Source organism: Pseudomonas sp. KBW05 (assembly GCF_003852405.1).
Lineage (GTDB): Bacteria > Pseudomonadota > Gammaproteobacteria > Pseudomonadales > Pseudomonadaceae > Aquipseudomonas.
Genome location: NZ_QAJM01000002.1, coordinates 172,893 through 192,428 on the forward strand (window position 1 = coordinate 172,893; position 19,536 = coordinate 192,428).

Annotated in this window: 13 protein-coding genes; 5 read left to right on the forward strand and 8 right to left on the reverse strand. The window is 58.1% G+C overall.

The window, feature by feature from the left end; all coding sequences use genetic code 11:
* Window positions 1-122: 122 nt before the first annotated feature.
* Window positions 123-1,736 (forward strand): methyl-accepting chemotaxis protein, encoded by a 1,614-nt coding sequence (locus DBR46_RS01770; RefSeq protein WP_124524763.1) that lies wholly within the window; start codon window positions 123-125, stop codon window positions 1,734-1,736.
* 78 nt (window positions 1,737-1,814) lie between these two features.
* Here DBR46_RS01770 and DBR46_RS01775 read toward each other — a convergent pair whose 3' ends face one another.
* The 8 genes from DBR46_RS01775 to DBR46_RS01810 form a co-directional block, all read right to left on the reverse strand.
* On the reverse strand, window positions 1,815-2,306 hold the full coding sequence (locus DBR46_RS01775; RefSeq protein ID WP_124524764.1) for a DUF4019 domain-containing protein: 492 nt from the start codon (window positions 2,304-2,306) through the stop codon (window positions 1,815-1,817).
* A 256-nt stretch (window positions 2,307-2,562) separates the two neighbouring features.
* Window positions 2,563-3,513 (reverse strand): hypothetical protein, encoded by a 951-nt coding sequence (locus DBR46_RS01780; RefSeq protein ID WP_124524765.1) that lies wholly within the window; start codon window positions 3,511-3,513, stop codon window positions 2,563-2,565.
* Between the two features lie 37 nt (window positions 3,514-3,550).
* The gene (locus DBR46_RS01785) at window positions 3,551-4,984 is read right to left on the reverse strand and encodes a hypothetical protein (RefSeq protein WP_124524766.1); all 1,434 of its coding nucleotides are present in this window, start codon (window positions 4,982-4,984) and stop codon (window positions 3,551-3,553) included.
* 266 nt (window positions 4,985-5,250) lie between these two features.
* Window positions 5,251-6,393 carry a hypothetical protein gene (locus DBR46_RS01790; RefSeq protein ID WP_124524767.1) on the reverse strand — a complete coding sequence of 381 codons (1,143 nt, stop codon included), beginning with the start codon at window positions 6,391-6,393 and terminating at the stop codon, window positions 5,251-5,253.
* Window positions 6,394-6,514: 121 nt separating this feature from the next.
* On the reverse strand, window positions 6,515-7,684 hold the full coding sequence (locus DBR46_RS01795) for a hypothetical protein (protein WP_124524768.1): 1,170 nt from the start codon (window positions 7,682-7,684) through the stop codon (window positions 6,515-6,517).
* 93 nt (window positions 7,685-7,777) lie between these two features.
* Window positions 7,778-8,386 (reverse strand): dTMP kinase, encoded by a 609-nt coding sequence (locus tag DBR46_RS01800; RefSeq protein ID WP_124524769.1) that lies wholly within the window; start codon window positions 8,384-8,386, stop codon window positions 7,778-7,780.
* 1,734 nt (window positions 8,387-10,120) lie between these two features.
* A complete protein-coding gene (locus tag DBR46_RS01805; protein WP_124524770.1) occupies window positions 10,121-11,437 on the reverse strand; it encodes an LLM class flavin-dependent oxidoreductase in 1,317 nt (438 codons plus the stop codon).
* A gap of 23 nt (window positions 11,438-11,460) precedes the next feature.
* The gene (locus DBR46_RS01810) at window positions 11,461-12,417 is read right to left on the reverse strand and encodes an ABC transporter substrate-binding protein (protein ID WP_124524771.1); all 957 of its coding nucleotides are present in this window, start codon (window positions 12,415-12,417) and stop codon (window positions 11,461-11,463) included.
* Between the two features lie 255 nt (window positions 12,418-12,672).
* On the opposite strand from DBR46_RS01810, the gene DBR46_RS01815 reads away from it, so the two are divergent.
* From DBR46_RS01815 to DBR46_RS01830, 4 genes are all read left to right on the forward strand, one after another.
* On the forward strand, window positions 12,673-14,238 hold the full coding sequence (locus tag DBR46_RS01815; protein ID WP_124524772.1) for an efflux transporter outer membrane subunit: 1,566 nt from the start codon (window positions 12,673-12,675) through the stop codon (window positions 14,236-14,238).
* A 16-nt stretch (window positions 14,239-14,254) separates the two neighbouring features.
* Complete coding sequence (locus DBR46_RS01820; protein ID WP_124524773.1) at window positions 14,255-15,433, forward strand: efflux RND transporter periplasmic adaptor subunit; 1,179 nt, start codon at window positions 14,255-14,257, stop codon at window positions 15,431-15,433.
* A gap of 9 nt (window positions 15,434-15,442) precedes the next feature.
* Window positions 15,443-18,493 carry an efflux RND transporter permease subunit gene (locus DBR46_RS01825; RefSeq protein ID WP_124524774.1) on the forward strand — a complete coding sequence of 1,017 codons (3,051 nt, stop codon included), beginning with the start codon at window positions 15,443-15,445 and terminating at the stop codon, window positions 18,491-18,493.
* A 115-nt stretch (window positions 18,494-18,608) separates the two neighbouring features.
* Window positions 18,609-19,478 carry an oxaloacetate decarboxylase gene (locus DBR46_RS01830; RefSeq protein ID WP_124524775.1) on the forward strand — a complete coding sequence of 290 codons (870 nt, stop codon included), beginning with the start codon at window positions 18,609-18,611 and terminating at the stop codon, window positions 19,476-19,478.
* Window positions 19,479-19,536: the final 58 nt, after the last annotated feature.

The following is a 19,536-nucleotide window of genomic DNA, read 5'->3' on the forward strand; positions in this document are numbered from 1 at the left end:
CAAGGGTCGGTCAGCTTAAGGGATTCGTGCAGATCCGCAAACTTGGGCTTCAATAACAAGCAGTTGATGCCGATAACAGTACAGGCGCAGCCCAACCGGCAGCCAGGCATGGGGATACCAGCATGACGATCAAACTCCGCTTGATGTTGTTGATTGCGACAGGGTTGGCAACGGCCTTGCTCATGAGCCTGGCCAGTTATGTGGGAAATGCGCGGATGGGCAACGCCGTGCAAGAAAACGAAGTGAGCATGACGGTACTGCGCAACCACATGGAAGCCGACATGATGCACGACGCCCTGCGCGCCGATGTGTTGTCGGCCATGTTGGTGGGGTTGGGTAAAAGCACCAGCACCCCAGCCGAGGTCAACAGCGCCTTGCAGGAACACGCCGAACACTTTCGCCAGGTCTTGGCGGACAACCTCAAGCTGCCGCTGGGCGACACGCTCAGGGGCAGCCTGGAACAGATCAAACCCAGCCTCGACACTTATATAAGCACCGGCGAGCGCATTGTTGCCCTGGCCCTGGACAATCCCGAGGCCGCCCGCGAACAATTGACGACCTTTAACAGCGCCTTCAGCCAGCTTGAAGATCAAATGGCGAGCCTCAGCGAACTGATCGAAAGCAACACCCAGCAGACCAGCGCGGGCACACGGCAGACCATTGCGAACGCCAACTTCACCTTGGGCGCGGTATTGATCGCCAGCCTGTTATTGCTCTTGGCTCAGGGCCGCTGGGTAATCCAGAGCATCATGGGCCCGTTGCAGACGGCCAGTCGCATTGCCGCCAGCATCGCCCGTGGCAATTTGAGCGAGCCGATTGTCGAACCCCCGCGCAAGGACGAAGCCAGCGCGCTGATCCGCAGCCTCGCCACCATGCAACGCGACTTGCGCGGCATGATTGAAGTCGTGCGCAGCAACGCCCACGGTGTCAACGGCAAGAGCGAGCAACTGAGCCACGGCTGCCATGAAGTGGCCGGCAGCAGCCAGCAGCAAAGCGCCGCGGCGAGCACCATGGCCGCCGCCGCCAGCGAAATGACCGCCAGTATCGAAGAAATCACCCGCCATGCCGGCCGCGCGCTGGTGATGGCCAACCAGGCAGAAGCCCTGGCCAAAGACGGCGGCCGGGTGATCCACCAAGTCGTCAATGACATGGATGGCATCGCCCGCTCAGCGCAGCAGTCGGCACAGGTTATCCGCACGCTGGACAAGGAGTCAGAAGCGATCTTCAGCATCATCCAGGTGATCAAAGGCATCGCCGACCAAACCAACCTGCTAGCCTTGAACGCCGCCATCGAAGCCGCCCGCGCCGGCGAACAAGGCCGCGGCTTTGCCGTAGTCGCCGACGAAGTACGCAGCCTGGCAGGCCGCACCAGCGCATCGACCCAGGAAATCGCCAGCATGGTCGGGCGTATCCAGCAAAACACTCGGGAAGCGGTGACCAGCATGGAGGAGGGCGTCGCCCAGGTAGATAAAGGCATGGCGGTGACTGCCGAAGTCGAACGCGCGATCCGCGAGATTCTGCAGGCCACGTTGAATACCACGGAGTTGGTGAACGACATCTCCCGCACCATCGGCGAGCAGAGCCTGGCCAGCAACGAAATTGCGCACCAGGTGGAAATGATTGCGGGCATGTCGGAGAGTAACAGCCGAGTAATCGCCGCGACGGCGTCGACCACGGACGAATTGTCGTCGTTGGCGGGGGAGCTTTCGCAGTCGGTGGATCGGTTTCGGTTGTAGGTTGGCGGCTCAACATATAACTAAACTAAATGACTATTTAGTTTAGTTATAATTATATTGAATATTAGACCAGATAGGTCAGGGCGCTTTCTTGTCACTGTCACCGAGGCTGAACAAACGCTTGTTAACGGAATAACCGGCTACACGCCATTGACTGTCATCCTCGCGAAGCACCACCTTTTCCGTTGCGGGCCCGCTGCTGAACGTGGTGACACACTCAACAATCGCATAGCTGCCAGCCGGAGCATCTGGCATCTGGGTAGTGAAACCGATCTGTGCGGAATTACGCTCCACAAACGTACCGAGCCCAACACGCATCGCCTTGATCCCGGCAGTCCAGACCGTCTCGGAAGTCGTCGCCTTGAGCAACGGACTGGCAACCGGCCAAGTCTGATCGACACTGCCTGAATCGAGCAGCCGTAAAAACTCGACCGTAGCGTTGAACACATCGCGCTGTTGTTGTTCGGTGGCTGGTTCGGATGCGATGACCTTGGGCGGGTTCTTGTTGAAGCTGACATCGCAGCCCGATAGCAGCAACGAAGATAAGAGCACAGCGGCGAGTTGCTTCATGCAAAGCCTCATTGGGTAGTGGCGTCCGTGAGGCGAGTAAAGATGAGGATTGCGGGGGGCGCCATTGGTAGAGGGAAAATATGAGGTGTGGGATTTGCAATCAGGGCTGCAACGACCCTGGTGGGCGTATATGGAGTTACGCATAATGTATATTATGTTAAATCATGTGCTATGTATCACGTGTTCATAAGCTATGTAAGTCACTGATTCGACGGATTCGTTTCTGACGCCTACTCTCTCAACGGGCCATGTCCATTCAGCAATCTGCTTTCGCTGGTCGCTTACGTTTTCTCCAATCAGCTTGAGTCTTACGCTTCCTAGCGAGAGCCGGTGGTTCAGGAATATCCCAGCCATTTGGGACAATTGACCTTAGGTCATACCCCATCATGAAAAGCCCAGCCTCAAAACGATGGCAGCGCTCTTCAATTGCCAGCGCCGGAAAAATCTCAACATGGGTTTCCAGAAAGTGCCGGATAATCCAACCTAGCTGAAGCTGGCGGGCTGCCCATTCGTGTGGTTTACCGCGATTCAATCGCTGGGTCCCCATATATTGTGGGCCGAGCATTTGCGGGTTCCTCACCTGAATTCCGGGGCCTTCCTCCCAGGCGAACATTAGGTGGTTAGCTGCAGGCGCGGTCTGATGGCAAACACCCGAGCGATATAAGTGATAAAGGGTCGCCGCAGCACCAGCGACTCGTCCATCCAGAATAGGAGAGCCTGACTCATCGAAGATCGCGTGTATCTTAGTCATTCCGGAGTTGAATACCGGTACAGACTTGAGAGTGATATGGGATATCCGATTACTGCTATCCAGGCGCAGTAAAGCTTCAACGGCGATCAGATAACCAGGCAGTTCACCGCTTGCCGCCAGACCTTGAAGGAATGTGACGGAAGCCGGATTCAACACCCCTCCCCATTTGAGGATCTCTTCGCATACGGTGTACGCCGTCGCCACGTCTTCACCCAGCGCGGCATCGCGCAGGCGTTCACGGAATGCTTTAAGGATCTTGCTTACGTCGTCCCAGCACCCGTCCCACTGGTAGGCCTGCTGCGCGCCCTGAATGCCAATGACCTTTTCCTTTAGCGTTTTTCGTACGTAATTACTGCGAGCAAAGCGCAGATCGACGGTCAGGTTTGGCAGATTTCCCCCCATCCATCTCACAAAGCCTTGTACGTCGGGTTGCTGCAAAAAAGCATCTCGATCCATTAGCCAATCCTAAAGAAATTTATCGGAAGTCTCAGCGCTAGAATTTAAATTCAACGCCCAAGCTCTCGTGATATCCCACGATCCAGTCTCCCAGGGATATGCCCTCGCCCTCCCACTCCGCTTCCCAATTCTGTCGAAGGAGTTCGGCGATTTCCGACCAAGACAATTCCGAGAGATCCTTCTGCAGGTATTTCATGACATCCTTGATTCGCTTGGCTACCAACGAGAGCGTCCGATTTTTCGCTGTCTCGACAGCGATGGACTCACACCAGGATCGGACAAACGCTTCCCAGGCTATCGTGTCTTGCCTGAACCGAGGCATCGCTGGGAATTCGTATCCGTTTACATACCGGCTTTTGAAATCCCCATCCCGTGCAAGCTGAAGATCCTGATCAAGTTTTTTGAGAAAGCGAAGTCGATATGAGGTTGGATTCACTTTGCCATTCCAACCCTCGATGTATTGCTCCGGCGCGACGCCAGCGGCTTCGAGTTCTCTCCATACCTGATTGAGCCTTGCAAGAAGCTGTTCAATCCGACTCTCTATCCACTTTTCGTCGCATCCATTCTCCAGAATGCGGGAGATGTTTCTATTTCGAGCAGCGAACGCCTTGGATGTCATAATTTTGCTGCGCTTGCGATGGCAGTCATTCGAGATCCAATCTCCCAAATGGGTCCACACTGCAAGGCGAGACTTCCAACGGGGTTGTTCACTCTCTGCTGCCTCGGCTTCCTGAGTGTCAGGACCATTCAGGTAGCTGTATCGCACAACGTTACGTTCCCCTTTCTCCGTGAAACTACTTCTGGCGAAGATCCGTGCAACCAGGTCCTGAGGCAAACTCTTCTTCAGCTGGATACTGAGCGTCGCAAATTGGGGGGCATTCCGATATTGAGCCGCTAGCATTCCTTGCTGCAACCATGCATCAAATCCCGATGGCAACTCACCAGGGCGTGCACTTCTGAGTGCGGGGAAGCGGATGAAAGGTAATTGACTCATCCACGTTGAAAGCCCTGGGACGCTTTGCTCCTCTGGCGAGTCGAATGTCGACAAGACATCAGAGAAATAAGCTGCAATCTCCGAGTCTTCATTAATCTTTAGCTCAGATTCAGCGACCAACTCGGCGTTGATACCCCCACTAAACGCGGCGTTTGTCGCGTTTGCCGAGCCAAAAAGCAAGCGGCGCTTTCGCCTTCGAGGGGCTTCCTTGCGCACAAACTCGAAGTAAAAGGCCTTCATATGCATGAGGCCAACCGCGCGAGCAACCCGGATCTCGATTTTGAGCCCTTTACGCTGGCAGTCGTGGATTTTCGAAAGAGCCTCGAGTTGTATTCCGTCATCTACCAAAAGGCAGAACCGGCCAGGCTTCAACTTAGTTGCCAGGTGATTTAAAAACACCGCGTCAACGTAAGGGGCGACGACTAACGCTACTTCCGTGCGATAGCCGTCCGGTACAGACAGTAAGTCATAGCTCATTAAGGAGTCGGATCCGTCCTAACACCCTAGGGCCCTGCGCCCTTAGGTTTTCTTGAGGGGCGATTTTAAGCGAGAGCATGGCTATATGCCACCAAGTCATTCAGTTTGATCGCCGAACGCCAGGGTTGCCCTGCTCCCCGCTAGATATCAGGGTTCTTGCGACACAAATTTACCTGGAACGAAGGATTCATCTCGGCAACCTGTAGGAAACACCCCAGAGACAATCCAAACGAGTTTGAAAAGGTGTCTAGTGCATCCAAGGTAATTCACTCGCCCAATCTGACACCTACCTCGTAGACCAACTGATCCAAGCTCGTAACAACCACTGCATCAAACCCAAAGTGCTGACTATTTATAGCATGGGCCGTCGCGGCGTCTGCCCTAAAGAAATCTACATACGGAAGATAAAGAGCATGCATAACATCCCCAAGATCGCTGGTTTTAGGCACTCTTGACTGCTGCCTTGGAACAACAGATGCTTGAACATAATGCATCATCAGCTTTGATAGTACGAATAACATTGGTGTGGTCTCTATACCTATAACCACGGGTTCCGAATGCGGAGCCCGGTCATCGCTTAGAGTCGCTGCTAAATCTCGAGGGGCGCTGCTCGTTAGATTCGCCACAAACGCTTTTATCTTTTGGTCAACCACTTTGTCAGGCTCACCTAACACCTGCTGCTCTTGATAGTAGGCTTTGAGCTCCCGCGATGCATCAATGAAAATATCGCGAATACCTACTCCAGACTCACGGAGAATATTCGAAAATTCCGTCTGCATTTGCCAATGCTGCTCATGCCAGCTGAATAGATTGGGCAAATCGCTGAGGGATTCGACCATTACACTTTGGAACGCTGCCGAATTATTTGGATTGCTCAAAATCTTAGAGGCACCACTGCGAGTAACAGGGAACTGCCTTATAAGTTTCGCTTTCTCTTTAGCAAAGTCCAGCTCTCCTCGTGACTTCCTTAACTCAGCAGCGAGTAGCCTCCGTTCTTTTCGGTTAAAAGCAGCAGCCTTCTCACCGTCTTCAAAAATCCCATCTGAAAATGCCGAAATCGGAAACCAGCAGCCATCATCATTAACAACACTTTGTTTTTTCTGGGATGACAACTCATCTGTAATGAGCGTAATCTGATCCAAAAAGACCTTTTTCCCGCAAAGTTCCTGTATGCAAGAGAGGCGGTGGCGCCCTAATTCCATGGCTTTTTCCTGTGTGGGAAGTGCCTCCATGATGTGGGTCATCGAATATCGAATTTCGACCTGCCCAGCACCCACCCATTTTTTGAGTTTATTCTTGATGGCAAGATTTTTCTCTTGATCACCTGCAGGATCAGAAAGATATGAAAAATCACTACTATCCAAATAAATGAAAAGCGGCTTCGAAACTACCAATTGAGATGCTTGCATACTTTACCAATCCATTGATATGACTGAATCATCTAAATATTGATAGCATCACATAGTAGCCAAATGATATCAATGCCAAAACGTTAAATTTAAGGAGGCTGTAGGCCGGTGCGCCTGCGATTCAAATCCAGCTTTCAGATTTCAAAATGGTGTATTCCCAAACTTTGTGCGAAAGAACGAATGCTCTCGCAACACGATCGACGTTGCCTGCCTGTGGCAACGGAGTACAAAGCACATCCAAATATTTTTTCTTAAACCGCGTTGCCGGCATGGTATTGAACGAAATATTTTCAAGCGATGGCCCGCGCACCAAATTAGCAGAACCGCTCAAAAGCTCGACTTTCTCAGGCGAACAACCTGCAAAAAATTTTGCGTGAAAATGTCTTAGGGTCACACCCTTGGTGATGATTTTTTCTGGCAGGCCGTAGCGCTCACGTTTTTCATACGGCATTGCCGAGTCACTATAAGCCTCCTTTAAGTCTGCCCATGCCTCTCCTCTTGTAATCACTGTAACTTTCCGCGGATCAGAGTTTCTGAACAACCATTTCCAAATAGCCAAAATATCCTCAGCACTCATGTACTGGTGACCCACAAACGGACTAGCAATTATTATCTGGTCGCAAATGAAGTGCCACCGAATAAGTAGCTTCTCAAGAGAGCTCATCACCTCTGTTTTACTGGCGAGACAATTCAATCTATCTTCAAGGCTTGCAGAGCTGATGTCTATCAGTAAGCAATGATTAACAAGATCCGGCGGGATATGACTCAGTAATGTTGGCGCGCCGAAGGTGGCGCGATGAGGATTTCCGCAAACACAAGGAATTTCAAGCTGGACCAATATTTTATCCATCTCGGGCGCCCTGGTACCTTTTGCTGATATCCAGCTGTGCCATTTAACCCAGAAGGCTTGTAAATGCTCACGCTCGACCTCCAATGCCGCGTACGCAACAAGGTCTAAATCTGACTGATTGTAATCGCAGCGATAGAGCGCTGGGGCTGTTTTATCGTATTTTAAATCCAGCGTTATTGAAGGGATATTGTGCTCAATGATATCGGTTGCTAACTTCAGCGTGGCGATATCTTTCTCGCCGTCTGAATGAGTGACTTGAAACATGTATTCGGTATAAGAGTTGTAGGGATCTCGAATTTTAATTCTGTAACGATCCTCGCAAGCCATGCATTTCACTATCCATTCACCTTGTTCAACGCGATTAGATTCGGCACGCTCTACAAAATGAAAATCTGCATGGCACATAGGACACAAGGCGACGAGCGAACGATGTAGGGACATCATAGTATTGGCATGATTTCTGAGTTCAATCTAACAAGCTCACGGTGCATTCGCGCGGGTTGCTCATGGCAACGTTTAATTGGCCACACCGTATCAAAGTACACGACAAATATCCGAAACCACCTGCATCGTCGCCTCCTCCACCCGCCCCTCATTCCGACACAAAACCCACCCCTGCTCCCCAACCACCCTCTCAAACACCTCCGTACAAGCCACCTGCTCCTCCAACCTGTGAATCACCGTACTCCCCAACCCCCGCCCTCGCCCCGCCGCTCTCGCCCATGAAATCTCCGGGTCCGTCACCACCCCCACATGCAAATCCGGCACCCGCACGCCTCGATCCAGATTCAACTGCAAAATCTCCGCAAACGGCACCATCCTGCGAAACGCCGCATCCGACGGATACCACCGATCAATCAGGATAATGCTATCCACCGGCTGCTTGACCAGCACATGCTGCGAGATCCAAGCCCGACTATCCGCCAGTCGCTCACACACCGCCCATTCCAACTCCCGGCAGGGATCTCTCGCGAGTTTGTTGACGAGGGCCATGGTTTCCCCCCTGAAGGGATCACTCTTTTTCTCACACAGGCGAATGACCTTCTTGCCCTGGGCCCGCAGTTCTCGGGTAACCGCTTCCAACAACGTGGTTTTCCCGGTTCCCTTGGGCCCATCAAGCGCTACAAACAGCGGACGATTCATGCGGCAAACAACAAGTGAAAAATTGGCGTCCACTCTACCCCGATTTCTGCCTAGCCGGGGAGCCTACAGAATTCGGAAAAAATCGTACGCTAATACTTTCGGACGCTCGCAGCGGTATATTTTCAAGTCTGTCATGCAGGTATCTATGAAGGGAAATCAGCATTGTTAATGTCAATGCGTCGTGAGTTACTCTTCGATTTTCACATCCCACTCACACAAGCCACGATCGCGTAGCGGCAACAGCCGGGGCGCATCGTTCAGCTTTACCGGGGGCTTGAGTTGCTAAGACTGAATACCCTGTAATGGCGCGATCATTCGGGGTAACCGGTCGGCAACCCGTGTTCTCTCCACGGGCCAGCCCCTTGATCGGAATGGCCAGTGCCCAGGTGCCCATTTTGTTTTGCCGCTCAGAGGACCGACGAGCTGTCGTCCCCTCGCGGATCTCCGTGTCGTGGCCATCGGGTGGCAAAACCCAGAACTCGGCAGCCGTTAGAAGTTTCAGTGACCTGAGACCTGCAAACGAAAATTACCCGGGCGATCATCGGCCAGCAGGCCTGAGGTGTGAGAAATGAACTGCCGCCTCACGCCCGCACGCCACCATGGACGGGGTTTGTAAACGCAAGCTGATATTCAGATTGAATCTTAAGACCTGTTATTTCTAACAGGTTCGAAGGCAACGGATATCGATGCACAATACACCCAGCGACGCGAGGTCAAGACGTAGAGTCGCACCGATAGGAGGCCCTGAACCATCCGCGAGGAGTGGACCGACATGGAACGTTATACGTAATGGCGGCGTCGCACTGCAGGACCCATGGACGGGATCACCACTGCCCAGCGACGGGCAAAAACCCGGAAAGACGAAAGGAGAAACGGAATGGTTGATTTAATATTAAGAAAGCTCAACCCTGCGATCACATACCAAGACCACATCGAAATCGCCAAGCAGGCGGGTTTAGGGTTTACCTCAGCGACTGTTAATACCACAGACGGAACGGTGGAGTTCACGGATGCAGAATACGGGGGCAGCCCCCTGGAACCAGGCGGGAGCATGGATGCGCATCACCCGTTTGCCGCGAGGTTCTACCCGGCAGTAGGCGGTGGGTTTGCGACAGTGTATCCGCCCGATCCGGTGACACCGACGCGGCGTCCCACGCCGGACAAGGAGGAAGAAGTACAGGCGTTGGTGCTAGATAACGGGAGTGGAATGTGCAAGACGGTTTTAGTAATGAATGTACTGCGGCGGGACGACACATCTACGTAGCACCCCAACGTGGATCCATGCCGTGGCGCGGAGCGGTTCGCAGTGTCGAGCGGTTTCCTCGGGCTGCGTGGGGGAGATGTGATATATGCGGCACGAAGCTGCGGTCGGGCGTCACTAATTATCGCGGAGGAACCGACGTGTAGCCGCTTAACTGTGGCCCCAGCCACCCCCTTCCGCAGGCTACAGGAATTTGTGCATAGATGTGGCGACAAGCGTGCCGCACGGTGCGCATGACTTTACCCAGGCGGTCCACCGTGCGCGATATGCCGCCACATGCCCCCCCCGATCTCGCGGGGGGGGATGCCGCCCGCGCTCGTAAAGCCGGCGGAGTTTCAGGGCATGGTTGGCGAGGGCGCGCGGTGCCACTGCAGCGCATCCCACAGCCGTAAACAGAAATCCCATCCAATCAAAGCCTTTCTCGACCTTGCCGATAAACGTCTTGTCGGAATGAACAATCTGTGTGACCTCCCCTAGCCGAACCGTGGAATCGCCAACCCCAGGCTTTCGCGCAAGGTGGTGCCTTCATACGCCGTGCGATACACGCCGCGCTCTTGCAGCAACGGAATGACTTCCTGGGTGAAGCGGCTGAACTGCTCTGGGTGCCCTATATAGATGTTGAAACCATCCACCGCCCGTGCTTCGAACCAATCGGCGATTTTCTGTGCGACGGTCTCCGCCGAGCCGACGAACGCCCCCGGGCGTAGCTGTCGGCCAAACTCCACCGCTTGGCGCAAGGTGAAGCCTTTCTCCCGCGCTTGGTCGGCAATGCGTTTGGCGGCGGTGAAGAAGCTGCTGCGCGCGGCCTCCAGACTCTCCTGGGGAAACGGCGCGTCCAGGTCGTATTGGCTGAAGTCATGCCAGCCAAAATTGCGCCCGAATTCCTTCAGCGCCAGTTCAAAGCTGTGGTCGACCTGATGGTAGTGCTGTTCGATTTCCCGGGCGTGGGCGTCGTTGTCGCCCACATAGATTTCGGCGCCGGGCATCACCAATAACTGTGATGGGTCGCGGCCGTGTTGTACTGCCCTGCCCTTTATATCCCGGTAAAACGCCTGGCCCTGTTCGATGCTCGCGGCGTGGGTGAAGATCACGTCCGCCGTGGCGGCGCCGAGGTCGCGGCCTTGCTCTGAGTCGCCGGCCTGGAAAATCACCGGTTGGCCCTGGGGCGATCGTTGGATGTTCAGCGGGCCGACCACGGAGAAATGCTCGCCTTTGTGATTCAGGCTGTGCAGTTTGCTCGGGTCGAGGAACTGGCCGGTGGCGCGGTCACGCACGAAAGCATCGTCTTCGTAGGAGTTCCACAGCCCTTGCACCACTTGCACGTGTTCGGCCGCGCGGCCGTAGCGTGTGTCGTAGTCGTAGTGCTCGTCACGGCTGTAATTGCCCGCCGTGCCGGCATCGCCGCTGGTGACGACGTTCCAGCCGGCGCGGCCTTTGCTGATCAGGTCGAGGGAGGCCAGTCGCCGTGCGACGTTGTACGGTGAGTTGTAGGAAGTCGTCAGGGTGCCGACCAGGCCCAAATGTCGTGTGCTCACCGCCAGTGCGGACAACAGCGTCAGCGGCTCCAGGCGGTTGAGGTAGTGGGACGGCGAGCCCGGGGTGATGAACTGGCTGTCGACGATAAACATCAAGTCGAACAGTGCCGCCTCGGCCTGGCGGGCGATGTCGATGTACCAGTCGACGTTCACGCTGGCATCCGCCGGCAATTGTGGGTCAAGCCACAGGTTGTGCCGGCCCGGCCCGCCGCAGCCCATGGTCAGGGCGCCGAGTTTTAGCTGTCGTTTGCTCATGTGTGGGGTGGTCCTTGCGGCGTTCAGGGCTGGGTTTTGGCGACGGCGGGCTGTAAGGCGCCGGCAAAGGTGGCGTCGAAAAGGCTGGCGGCTGCGTAGGATTTGACCAGGCCTTCGCTGGCGAAAAAGTCCACGGTTTTTTGCGCATCCAGCGGCGACTGGGCGGTGACCGGCTCAACCGTCGTGCGGGCGCGGGCAAACCAGGCGCGGGCGATGTCGGCGTCGGCGCGGGTGCGTTTGGCCCAGGCATCGGCATACGCGTCGGCGTTGGCCGGGTTCAGGCGTGTCCAATCACGGGCTTTTTTCAGGCGTTGGAGGAAATCACTGATCTGCGCGCGTTTGGTGTCCACGGCTTTGGTATTGGCCGCGATGTAGCTCTGGGCCGGGATCAAGCCGTCAGCCGTTGCCAGCACCCGCGCACCTTGGCGTTCTTGCTGGGTGACGTAGGGTTCCCAGGTGGCGATGACGTCCACTGAGCCACCTTCCAGCGCATGGGAGGCATCCAACGCGCTGAGGTAACGGAACTCCAGCGAATCCCGAGCAACGCCGGCCTTGTCGAGTGCCGTCAGCAACAGTTGCTGGCTCCAGGAGCCTTTCCAGATGGCCGCGCGCTTGCCGGCAAGGTCCGCCAGGCTATGGATCGATGACTCCTTTTTCACCAGGATGGCCACGCCGTCGAGATTTTGCCGGGTGACGGCAATCACCTTGATCGGCGCGCCCAAGGCGCCGAGGAACAGCACCGGCGCATCGCCAAGCAAGCCGATATCCAGGCTGTTGGCGTTCAATGCCTCAGCGACCGGCGAACCGGCGGTAAATTGTTTCCACTCCAGGGTATAAGGCAGGTTATCCAGCACCCCTGCTGCCTCCATGACAGCCTGGGCGTTGTAGCTTTGGTCGCCGACGGTCAGGGTCTGCGCCTGGGCCGTCAGGCTCAGCATCGCGCCAGCCAGGTTCGCCGCCAGTGTTGTCAGGTAACGCACATCAATCTCCAGATGCCTTCTCAGGCAGGTCAGGTCGATCCGCGCGCGCGGTCTCGGCAGTATTCACAAGGTGGGCTACGATGAGGCCAGGATCACGCCGTGTAAAATACCTGTAATGCATAACCTAATTCTATAATAATGCGCTATATGCATTTTCATCATCGGTGCACCCCACGGCACATTGCGCAGTGCCCGGCACCACCTACACTGATTTGAACCCGGTTTTCCCCGTGTCCTTTTCAGCGAGCCCGCCTGATGCAGATCGGCCTCCCTCGACAAGCCTCTCGCCTGGCCCCCTTGAGCCTGTTGTGTCTCGCCCTCGCCGCCTGCACCGTCGGTCCTGACTTCCAGCGCCCCGAGGTGCCCGCAGGCGCGGGCTATACAAAAGAAAACCTGACCACTACCGCCCACGCCGATATCGACCCCGGTGGCGCCGCACAACGGCTGGTCGCCGGAATGGACATCCCCGGGCAATGGTGGACGCTGTTCCGCTCACCCGCGCTCAATGCGCTGGTTGAAGAAGCCTTGCGCGCCAACCCGGATGTCAGCGCCGCCCAGGCCGCGCTGCGCCAGGCCAACGAGCTGGTCTACGCCGACCAGGCGTCGCTGTTTCCATCGGTCAGCGCCAACGCGTCGAAAACCCGCGAGAAGCTCTCCGGGGTGCAGACCGGCAGCCCGTCGTCACCGATTCTCACGGTCAACTCGGCGTCATTGAGCGTGTCCTACGCCCCGGATGTGTTCGGCGGCACCCGCCGGCAAATCGAGTCCACCACGGCGCAAGCCGAGTACGAACGCTTCCAGCTGGAGGCGACCTACCTGACCTTGACCGCCAACGTGGTCAACACCGCGATCAACCTGGCCTCCGTGCGCGATCAGGTCGCCGCCACCGAAGAAATCATCCGCCTGCAAAGCGGCCAGCTCGATCTGTTGCAGGCCCAGCGCCAACTCGGTGCCATCGGCAATACCGACGTGCTCACCCAGCAAACCACCCTGGCGCAAACCCGCGCGACGTTGCCACCGCTGCAAAAGCAGTTGGCGCAAACCCGCAACCAGCTGATGGCGTACCTGGGCCGGTTCCCCAACCAGGACCGTGGCGAGGCGTTCAACCTCGCGTCCCTGCACTTGCCGCAAGCGTTGCCGGTCAGCCTGCCCTCGGCCCTCGTCGGCCAGCGGCCGGATGTGCAATCGGCGCAAGCGCAGTTGCATCAGGCCAGCGCCAATATTGGCGTGGCCGTGGCCAACCAACTGCCGCAGTTCAGCATTACCGGGTCGCTGGGTTCTACGGTGGCCAGCGGGACCAAGCTGTTCTCGGCCGGTACCGGCGTGTGGAGCCTGGCCGGGGCGATTGCCCAGCCGATCTTTGATGCCGGCGCGCTGGAACACCGCAAGCGCGCCGCCGTGGCCGCCTATGACGAGTCGGCCGCGCGTTATCGCGGCACCGTGCTTATCGCGTTCCAGGATGTGGCCAACGCTCTGCGCGCGCTGCAAGCCGATGCCGACGCGCTCAACCAGCAGGTGGTGGCCGAGCGCTCGGCGCAAGCCAACCTGGACCTGGTGCAGGCCCAGTTCAAGCTCGGCGCCGTGGCCTATATCAACCTGCTCACGGCCCAGCAAACCTACCAGAACACCGTGCTGGCGCGGGTGCGCGCGCAGGCGGCGCGGTACAGCGACACCACGGCGCTGTTCCAGGCCCTGGGCGGCGGCTGGTGGAACCGCAGCGACGTAGACCCCGCCACCGCAGGCCGCCCGGATCGCTTCGGCCTGCCCACTTGGCAAGAACTCCGGCCGGCCCACACGGCGGCGACTGAACCGACTCATTGATACAGCGAGAACCCCCATGGCCGACGTCCAGACTGCCTCTCCCCTGCCCCCGGCCCCGCGCAAGCGGCGGCTGTGGCGGCCCATGCTGATCATGGTCGTGGTGGTCCTGGTGATTGTCGCGATCATTGCCGGGGTGAAATTCGTGCAGATCTCCGCGCTGATCGCCCAGTCAAAACAGCCCATGCCCGCCGCCGTGGTCACGGCCCTGCACGTGCCGTTCGAAGACTGGCAGCCCAGCGTCACCGCCGTCGGTTCGATCAAGGCTGTGCGGGGCGTGGATGTGACCACCGAAGTCGGCGGCATCGTGCGCACCCTCGGCTTCAAGCCCGGGCAGGAGGTGGCGGCCCAGGCGCTGCTCGTACAATTGAATGCCGATTCGGACATCGCCCAGTTACACGCGCTGGAAGCCACCGCCGACCTGGCCGCCATCGTGCTCAAGCGGGACAAGGCGCAACTGGCGGTCAACGCGGTGTCCCAGGCCCTGGTCGACAGTGACACCGCCGACTTGAAAGCCAAGCTCGCCGCCGCCGAACAACAACGCGCGCTGGTGGAGAAAAAGTCCATCCGCGCGCCGTTTGCCGGGCGTATCGGCATTACCGGCGTCAACCCCGGCCAGTACCTCAACCCCGGTGACAAGATCGCCACGCTGCAAACCTTCGACCCCATCTACATCGACTTCACCGTGCCGCAGACCCAACTGGAAGCCATCGCCATCGGGCAAACCGTCGCGGTGACGGCGGACGGCCTGTCCAATCAAACCTTCACCGGGCGCATCACGACCCTCGACACCCAGTTCGATGCGACCACGCGCAACGTCACGGTCGAGGCCACCGTCGCCAACCCCAAGCAAAGCCTGGTGCCGGGGATGTTTGCCCGCGCGGTGGTCAACGCCGGCAGCCCGCAGCGCTACCTCACCGTGCCGCAGACCTCGGTGACCTACAACCCCTACGGCACCACCGTGTTCATCGCCACCGCGAGCAAGAACGACAAGGGTGAAGAAGTGCTCACGGCGCAACAGACCTTTATCAAGACCGGCCCGACCCGTGGCGATCAAGTGGCGATTGTGTCCGGGGTGAAGGAAGGCGACCTGTTGATCACCAGCGGCCAGATGAAGCTGAAAAATGGCTCGCCGGTGAAAGTCGACAACAGCGCCGCGCCCTTGAACGATCCCGCCCCGACTCCCCAAGAACACTAAGGGTGCGCCATGAAATTCACCGACACCTTTATCCATCGACCGGTCTGGGCCGTGGTGGTCTCGCTGTTCATCCTGATCCTGGGGCTGCGCTCGATCTTTGAGCTGCCGGTCAACCAATGGCCGCGCACCGAAAACACCGTGGTGACCATTACCACCGCCTACTACGGTGCAGACGCGTCCACCGTCGCCGGGTTTATCACCCAGCCGCTGGAATCGGCGATTGCCCAGGCCCAGGGCATCGACTACCTGTCGTCATCCAGTATCACCGGCGTGTCCACCATCACCGCCACCCTGCGGCTGAACTATGACGCGAGCAAGGCGCTCACCGAGATCAACACCCAGGTCAACTCGGTCAAGAACCAGTTGCCGGCGCAGGCCCAGGAGCCGGTGCTGACGGTGGCGGTCGGGCAAACCACCGACGCCATGTACCTGGGCTTCTACAGCGACACGCTGCCCACCAATAACATCACCGATTACCTGGTGCGCGTGGTCAAGCCCAAGCTGGACTCTGTGCAAGGCGTGCAAACCGCCGAGATCCTCGGCGGGCGCCAATTCGCCCTGCGCGCCTGGCTGGACCCGGACAAACTGGCGGCGCATAACGTCACCGCCCAGGATGTGGCCACCGCCCTGGCCAACAACAACTACCTGTCGGCCGTGGGTTCCACCCGTGGGCAAACGGTCACGGTGGACCTTACCGCCGGCACCGACTTGCACACAGTGGATGAGTTCAAGCAACTGGTGATCAAGCAAAAAGGCGATGCCCTGGTGTACCTGGAGGACGTGGCCAACGTCACCCTCGGCGCCGAAAGCTACGACAGCAGCGTGGCGTTTTCCGGCAAGCGCTCGGTGTTCATCGGCATCAAGGTGGCGCCCAGCGCGAATATCCTGACCGTCGCCGACAGCGTGCGCGAGGCCTTCCCCGAGCTGCAAGCGCAGTTGCCCGCTGGCGTGCGCGGCGAGATCGTGTATGACTCCACGGCCTTCATCAACACCTCGATTGTGGAAGTGGTGAAGACCCTGGCCGAAGCCATGGTGATTGTCTCGGTGGTGATCTACCTGTTCCTCGGCTCCTTCCGCGCGGTGATTGTGCCGCTGGTGGCGATCCCGCTGTCGTTGGTCGGGACGTTCTTTGTGATGTACCTGCTGGGTTACTCCATCAACCTGCTGACTTTGCTCGCCCTGGTGCTGGCGATCGGGCTGGTGGTGGATGACGCGATTATCGTGGTGGAAAACGTCGACCGGCATATCAAGGAGGAAGGTAAAGGCGTGCTGGAGGCTGCGCTGGTGGCGGCGCGGGAGCTGGGCGGGCCGATCGTGGCGATGACCGTGGTGCTGGTGGCCGCCTACGTGCCCATCGGCCTGCGCAGCGGTCTGACCGGGGCGTTGTTCAAGGAATTCTGTTTCTCCCTCGCGGGTGCGGTGACCGTTTCTGCCGTGGTGGCGCTGACCCTGTCGCCGATGATGACCTCGCGCCTGTTCAAGCCCGGCCAGGAAGAAGGCCGCTTCGCCCGGCGCCTCGACGGCTATTTTGACTGGTTGCGCGGGCGCTATCACCGCATCTTGTCCGGCGGCCTGGATGTCTGGCCGGTGCTGGTGACCTTTGGTTTTGTCCTGTTCCTGCTGGTGGCCGCCAGCGGCATGACAGCCAAGAGCGAGCTGTCGCCCACCGAGGACCAAGGGCTGGTGTTCATGCAGATCAAGGGGCCGCCGACCGCCTCGCCGCAGCAGATGGAACGCATTGCCGACCAGGCGTTCCAGATCGCCAACAAAGAGGCCGAGTACGCGCAAATGTTCCAGCTCACCGGCCTGCCTGAGTTGAACCAGGGCCTGGGCGGCGTGCTGCTCAAATCCTGGGGCGACCGTACACGCTCCCAGGCCGAGCTGATCCTGGACTTGCAGCAAAAATGGAACCAGGTGCCGGGCGCGACCATCGCGGCGTTCCCATTGCCGTCACTGCCGGGGGCGCAAGGTTTGCCGGTGCAGTTCGTGATCACCACCACCGACTCCGTGGAAAACCTCAACGAAGTCGCCCAGGCGGTGATGGCCGAGGCGCAGAAACAACAGCTGTTCTGGTTTGCCGACATGGACCTGAAACTGGACAAGCCCCAAGCGCGGTTGGTGGTCGACCGGGAAAAAATCGCCGCCCTCGGCATGACCCAGGCCGATGTCGGCGCCGCGCTGTCCGCCGCGTTGGGCGGCAACTACGTGAACTACTTCTCCACCGCCGGGCGCTCCTACAAAGTGATTCCCCAGGTATTACAGGTGGACCGCCTCAACCCGGAGCAGATTCTCGACTACTACATCCGCACACCTGCCGGCGCGATGATCCCGGCGCGCACCGTGGCGCATATCGAAACCTCGACGCAGCCGGAGTCGATCAACCACTTCCAGCAACTCAACTCGGCGACCCTGGCCGGCGTGAGTGGCGTGGCCCAGGGCGAACTGCTGGGCAAGCTGAACGCGATCCTCAACAACATCGCGCCGTCGGGCTACACCTCGGATTTCGCCGGCGAATCCCGGCAGTTCATCCAGGAATCCGGTGGTTTTGTCGGCCTGTTGCTGTTTTCGATCCTGATCGTCTATCTGGCACTGGCGTTCCAGTTCGAGAGCTTTCGCGACCCGGTGGTGATCCTCTTTTCCGTGCCGCCCGCCCTGTTTGGCGCGCTTGCGTTCATCACCATGGGCTTCGCCTCGATCAACGTGTACACCCAGGTCGGCCTGGTGACGCTGCTGGGGCTGATCACCAAGCACGGCATCTTGATCGTGCAATTCGCCAACGAACTGCAACGGGCAGGCCGCAGCAAACGTGAGGCAATTGAAGAGGCGGCCGCAGTGCGCTTGCGCCCGATCCTGATGACCACCGCCGCGATGGTGCTGGGCGTGGCGCCACTGGTCTGGGCCTCGGGCGCCGGGGCTGCGGGGCGGCATGACATGGGCCTGGTGATCTTCAGCGGGCTGTCGATCGGCACCCTGCTCACGCTGTTTATGGTGCCGGCGATGTATATGTTTATTGGCGCCACTCACGCCCACGCTGCTGAATCGGTGCAGCAGCCTATGTGAATTGCGCATGGGCCATTCTTAAACGTCATAATCCTACCTTTTCCTACATGGTAATCTGCCACGTCCACCCACAGGCATTGATCGTATGCAGTCAATGGCCCCACCAGGAAAGATCATGCCGAAAAAGTCCCACACAGCCCTGCGCCGTAATTTCCGTGAACTGCTGGCAACGCCTGCGTGCGTTGAAACCGCTTCTGTCTTTGACCCGATGTCTGCCCGCATCGCCGCCGACCTGGGCTTCGAAGTTGGCATCCTCGGTGGCTCCGTCGCCTCCCTTCAGGTATTGGCGGCCCCCGACTTTGCCCTGATCACCCTGAGTGAATTCGTTGAGCAGGCCACCCGCATCGGCCGCGTCGCCCAACTGCCGTTCATTGCCGACGCCGACCACGGCTACGGCAACGCCCTCAACGTGATGCGTACCGTCGAAGAACTTGAGCGTGCCGGCGTGGCCGCGTTGACGATTGAAGACACCTTGCTGCCAGCGCAATTCGGGCGCAAATCCACCGACCTGATCTCCATCGAAGAAGGCATCGGCAAGGTTCGCGCTGCCCTGGAAGCGCGGGTTGACCCCGAGCTGTCGATCATCGCCCGCACCAACGCCGGCGTGTTGCCCACCGAAGCCGTGATCGAACGCACCCTGGCCTATCAACAAGCCGGTGCGGATGGGATCTGCATGGTTGGCGTCAGCGACTTCGAACACCTGGAGAAGATCGCAGAACACCTCACAGTGCCGTTGATGCTGGTGACCTACGGCAATCCAAAGCTGAATGACGCCGCACGCCTGGCGAGTCTTGGCGTACGCATCGTGGTAGCCGGTCATGGTGCCTACTTCGCGGCGATCAAAGCCACTTACGACAGCCTGCGCGCCCAGCGCCAGCTGACCCACAGCACTTCCAACCTCAGCGCGACCGAACTGACGCACACCTACACGTTGCCCGAGAACTACGTGGCGTGGGCCAAAGAGTTCATGGATGTAAAAGAGTAGTCCTTACCTGCCAGGTAAGCGGTGAATGCCCTCCTACTGCCTTGGGCTCACCGCCACC

What these genes read in the sequence shown, in the direction of transcription:
- DBR46_RS01770 (WP_124524763.1), top strand. Translation starts at nt 123, where the DNA reads ATGACGATCAAACTCCGCTTGATGTTGTTGATTGCGACAGGGTTGGCA.
- DBR46_RS01775 (WP_124524764.1), bottom strand. Translation starts at nt 2,306, where the DNA reads ATGAAGCAACTCGCCGCTGTGCTCTTATCTTCGTTGCTGCTATCGGGC.
- DBR46_RS01780 (WP_124524765.1), bottom strand. Translation starts at nt 3,513, where the DNA reads ATGGATCGAGATGCTTTTTTGCAGCAACCCGACGTACAAGGCTTTGTG.
- DBR46_RS01785 (WP_124524766.1), bottom strand. Translation starts at nt 4,984, where the DNA reads ATGAGCTATGACTTACTGTCTGTACCGGACGGCTATCGCACGGAAGTA.
- DBR46_RS01790 (WP_124524767.1), bottom strand. Translation starts at nt 6,393, where the DNA reads ATGCAAGCATCTCAATTGGTAGTTTCGAAGCCGCTTTTCATTTATTTG.
- DBR46_RS01795 (WP_124524768.1), bottom strand. Translation starts at nt 7,684, where the DNA reads ATGTCCCTACATCGTTCGCTCGTCGCCTTGTGTCCTATGTGCCATGCA.
- DBR46_RS01800 (WP_124524769.1), bottom strand. Translation starts at nt 8,386, where the DNA reads ATGAATCGTCCGCTGTTTGTAGCGCTTGATGGGCCCAAGGGAACCGGG.
- DBR46_RS01805 (WP_124524770.1), bottom strand. Translation starts at nt 11,437, where the DNA reads ATGAGCAAACGACAGCTAAAACTCGGCGCCCTGACCATGGGCTGCGGC.
- DBR46_RS01815 (WP_124524772.1), top strand. Translation starts at nt 12,673, where the DNA reads ATGCAGATCGGCCTCCCTCGACAAGCCTCTCGCCTGGCCCCCTTGAGC.
- DBR46_RS01820 (WP_124524773.1), top strand. Translation starts at nt 14,255, where the DNA reads ATGGCCGACGTCCAGACTGCCTCTCCCCTGCCCCCGGCCCCGCGCAAG.
- DBR46_RS01825 (WP_124524774.1), top strand. Translation starts at nt 15,443, where the DNA reads ATGAAATTCACCGACACCTTTATCCATCGACCGGTCTGGGCCGTGGTG.
- DBR46_RS01830 (WP_124524775.1), top strand. Translation starts at nt 18,609, where the DNA reads ATGCCGAAAAAGTCCCACACAGCCCTGCGCCGTAATTTCCGTGAACTG.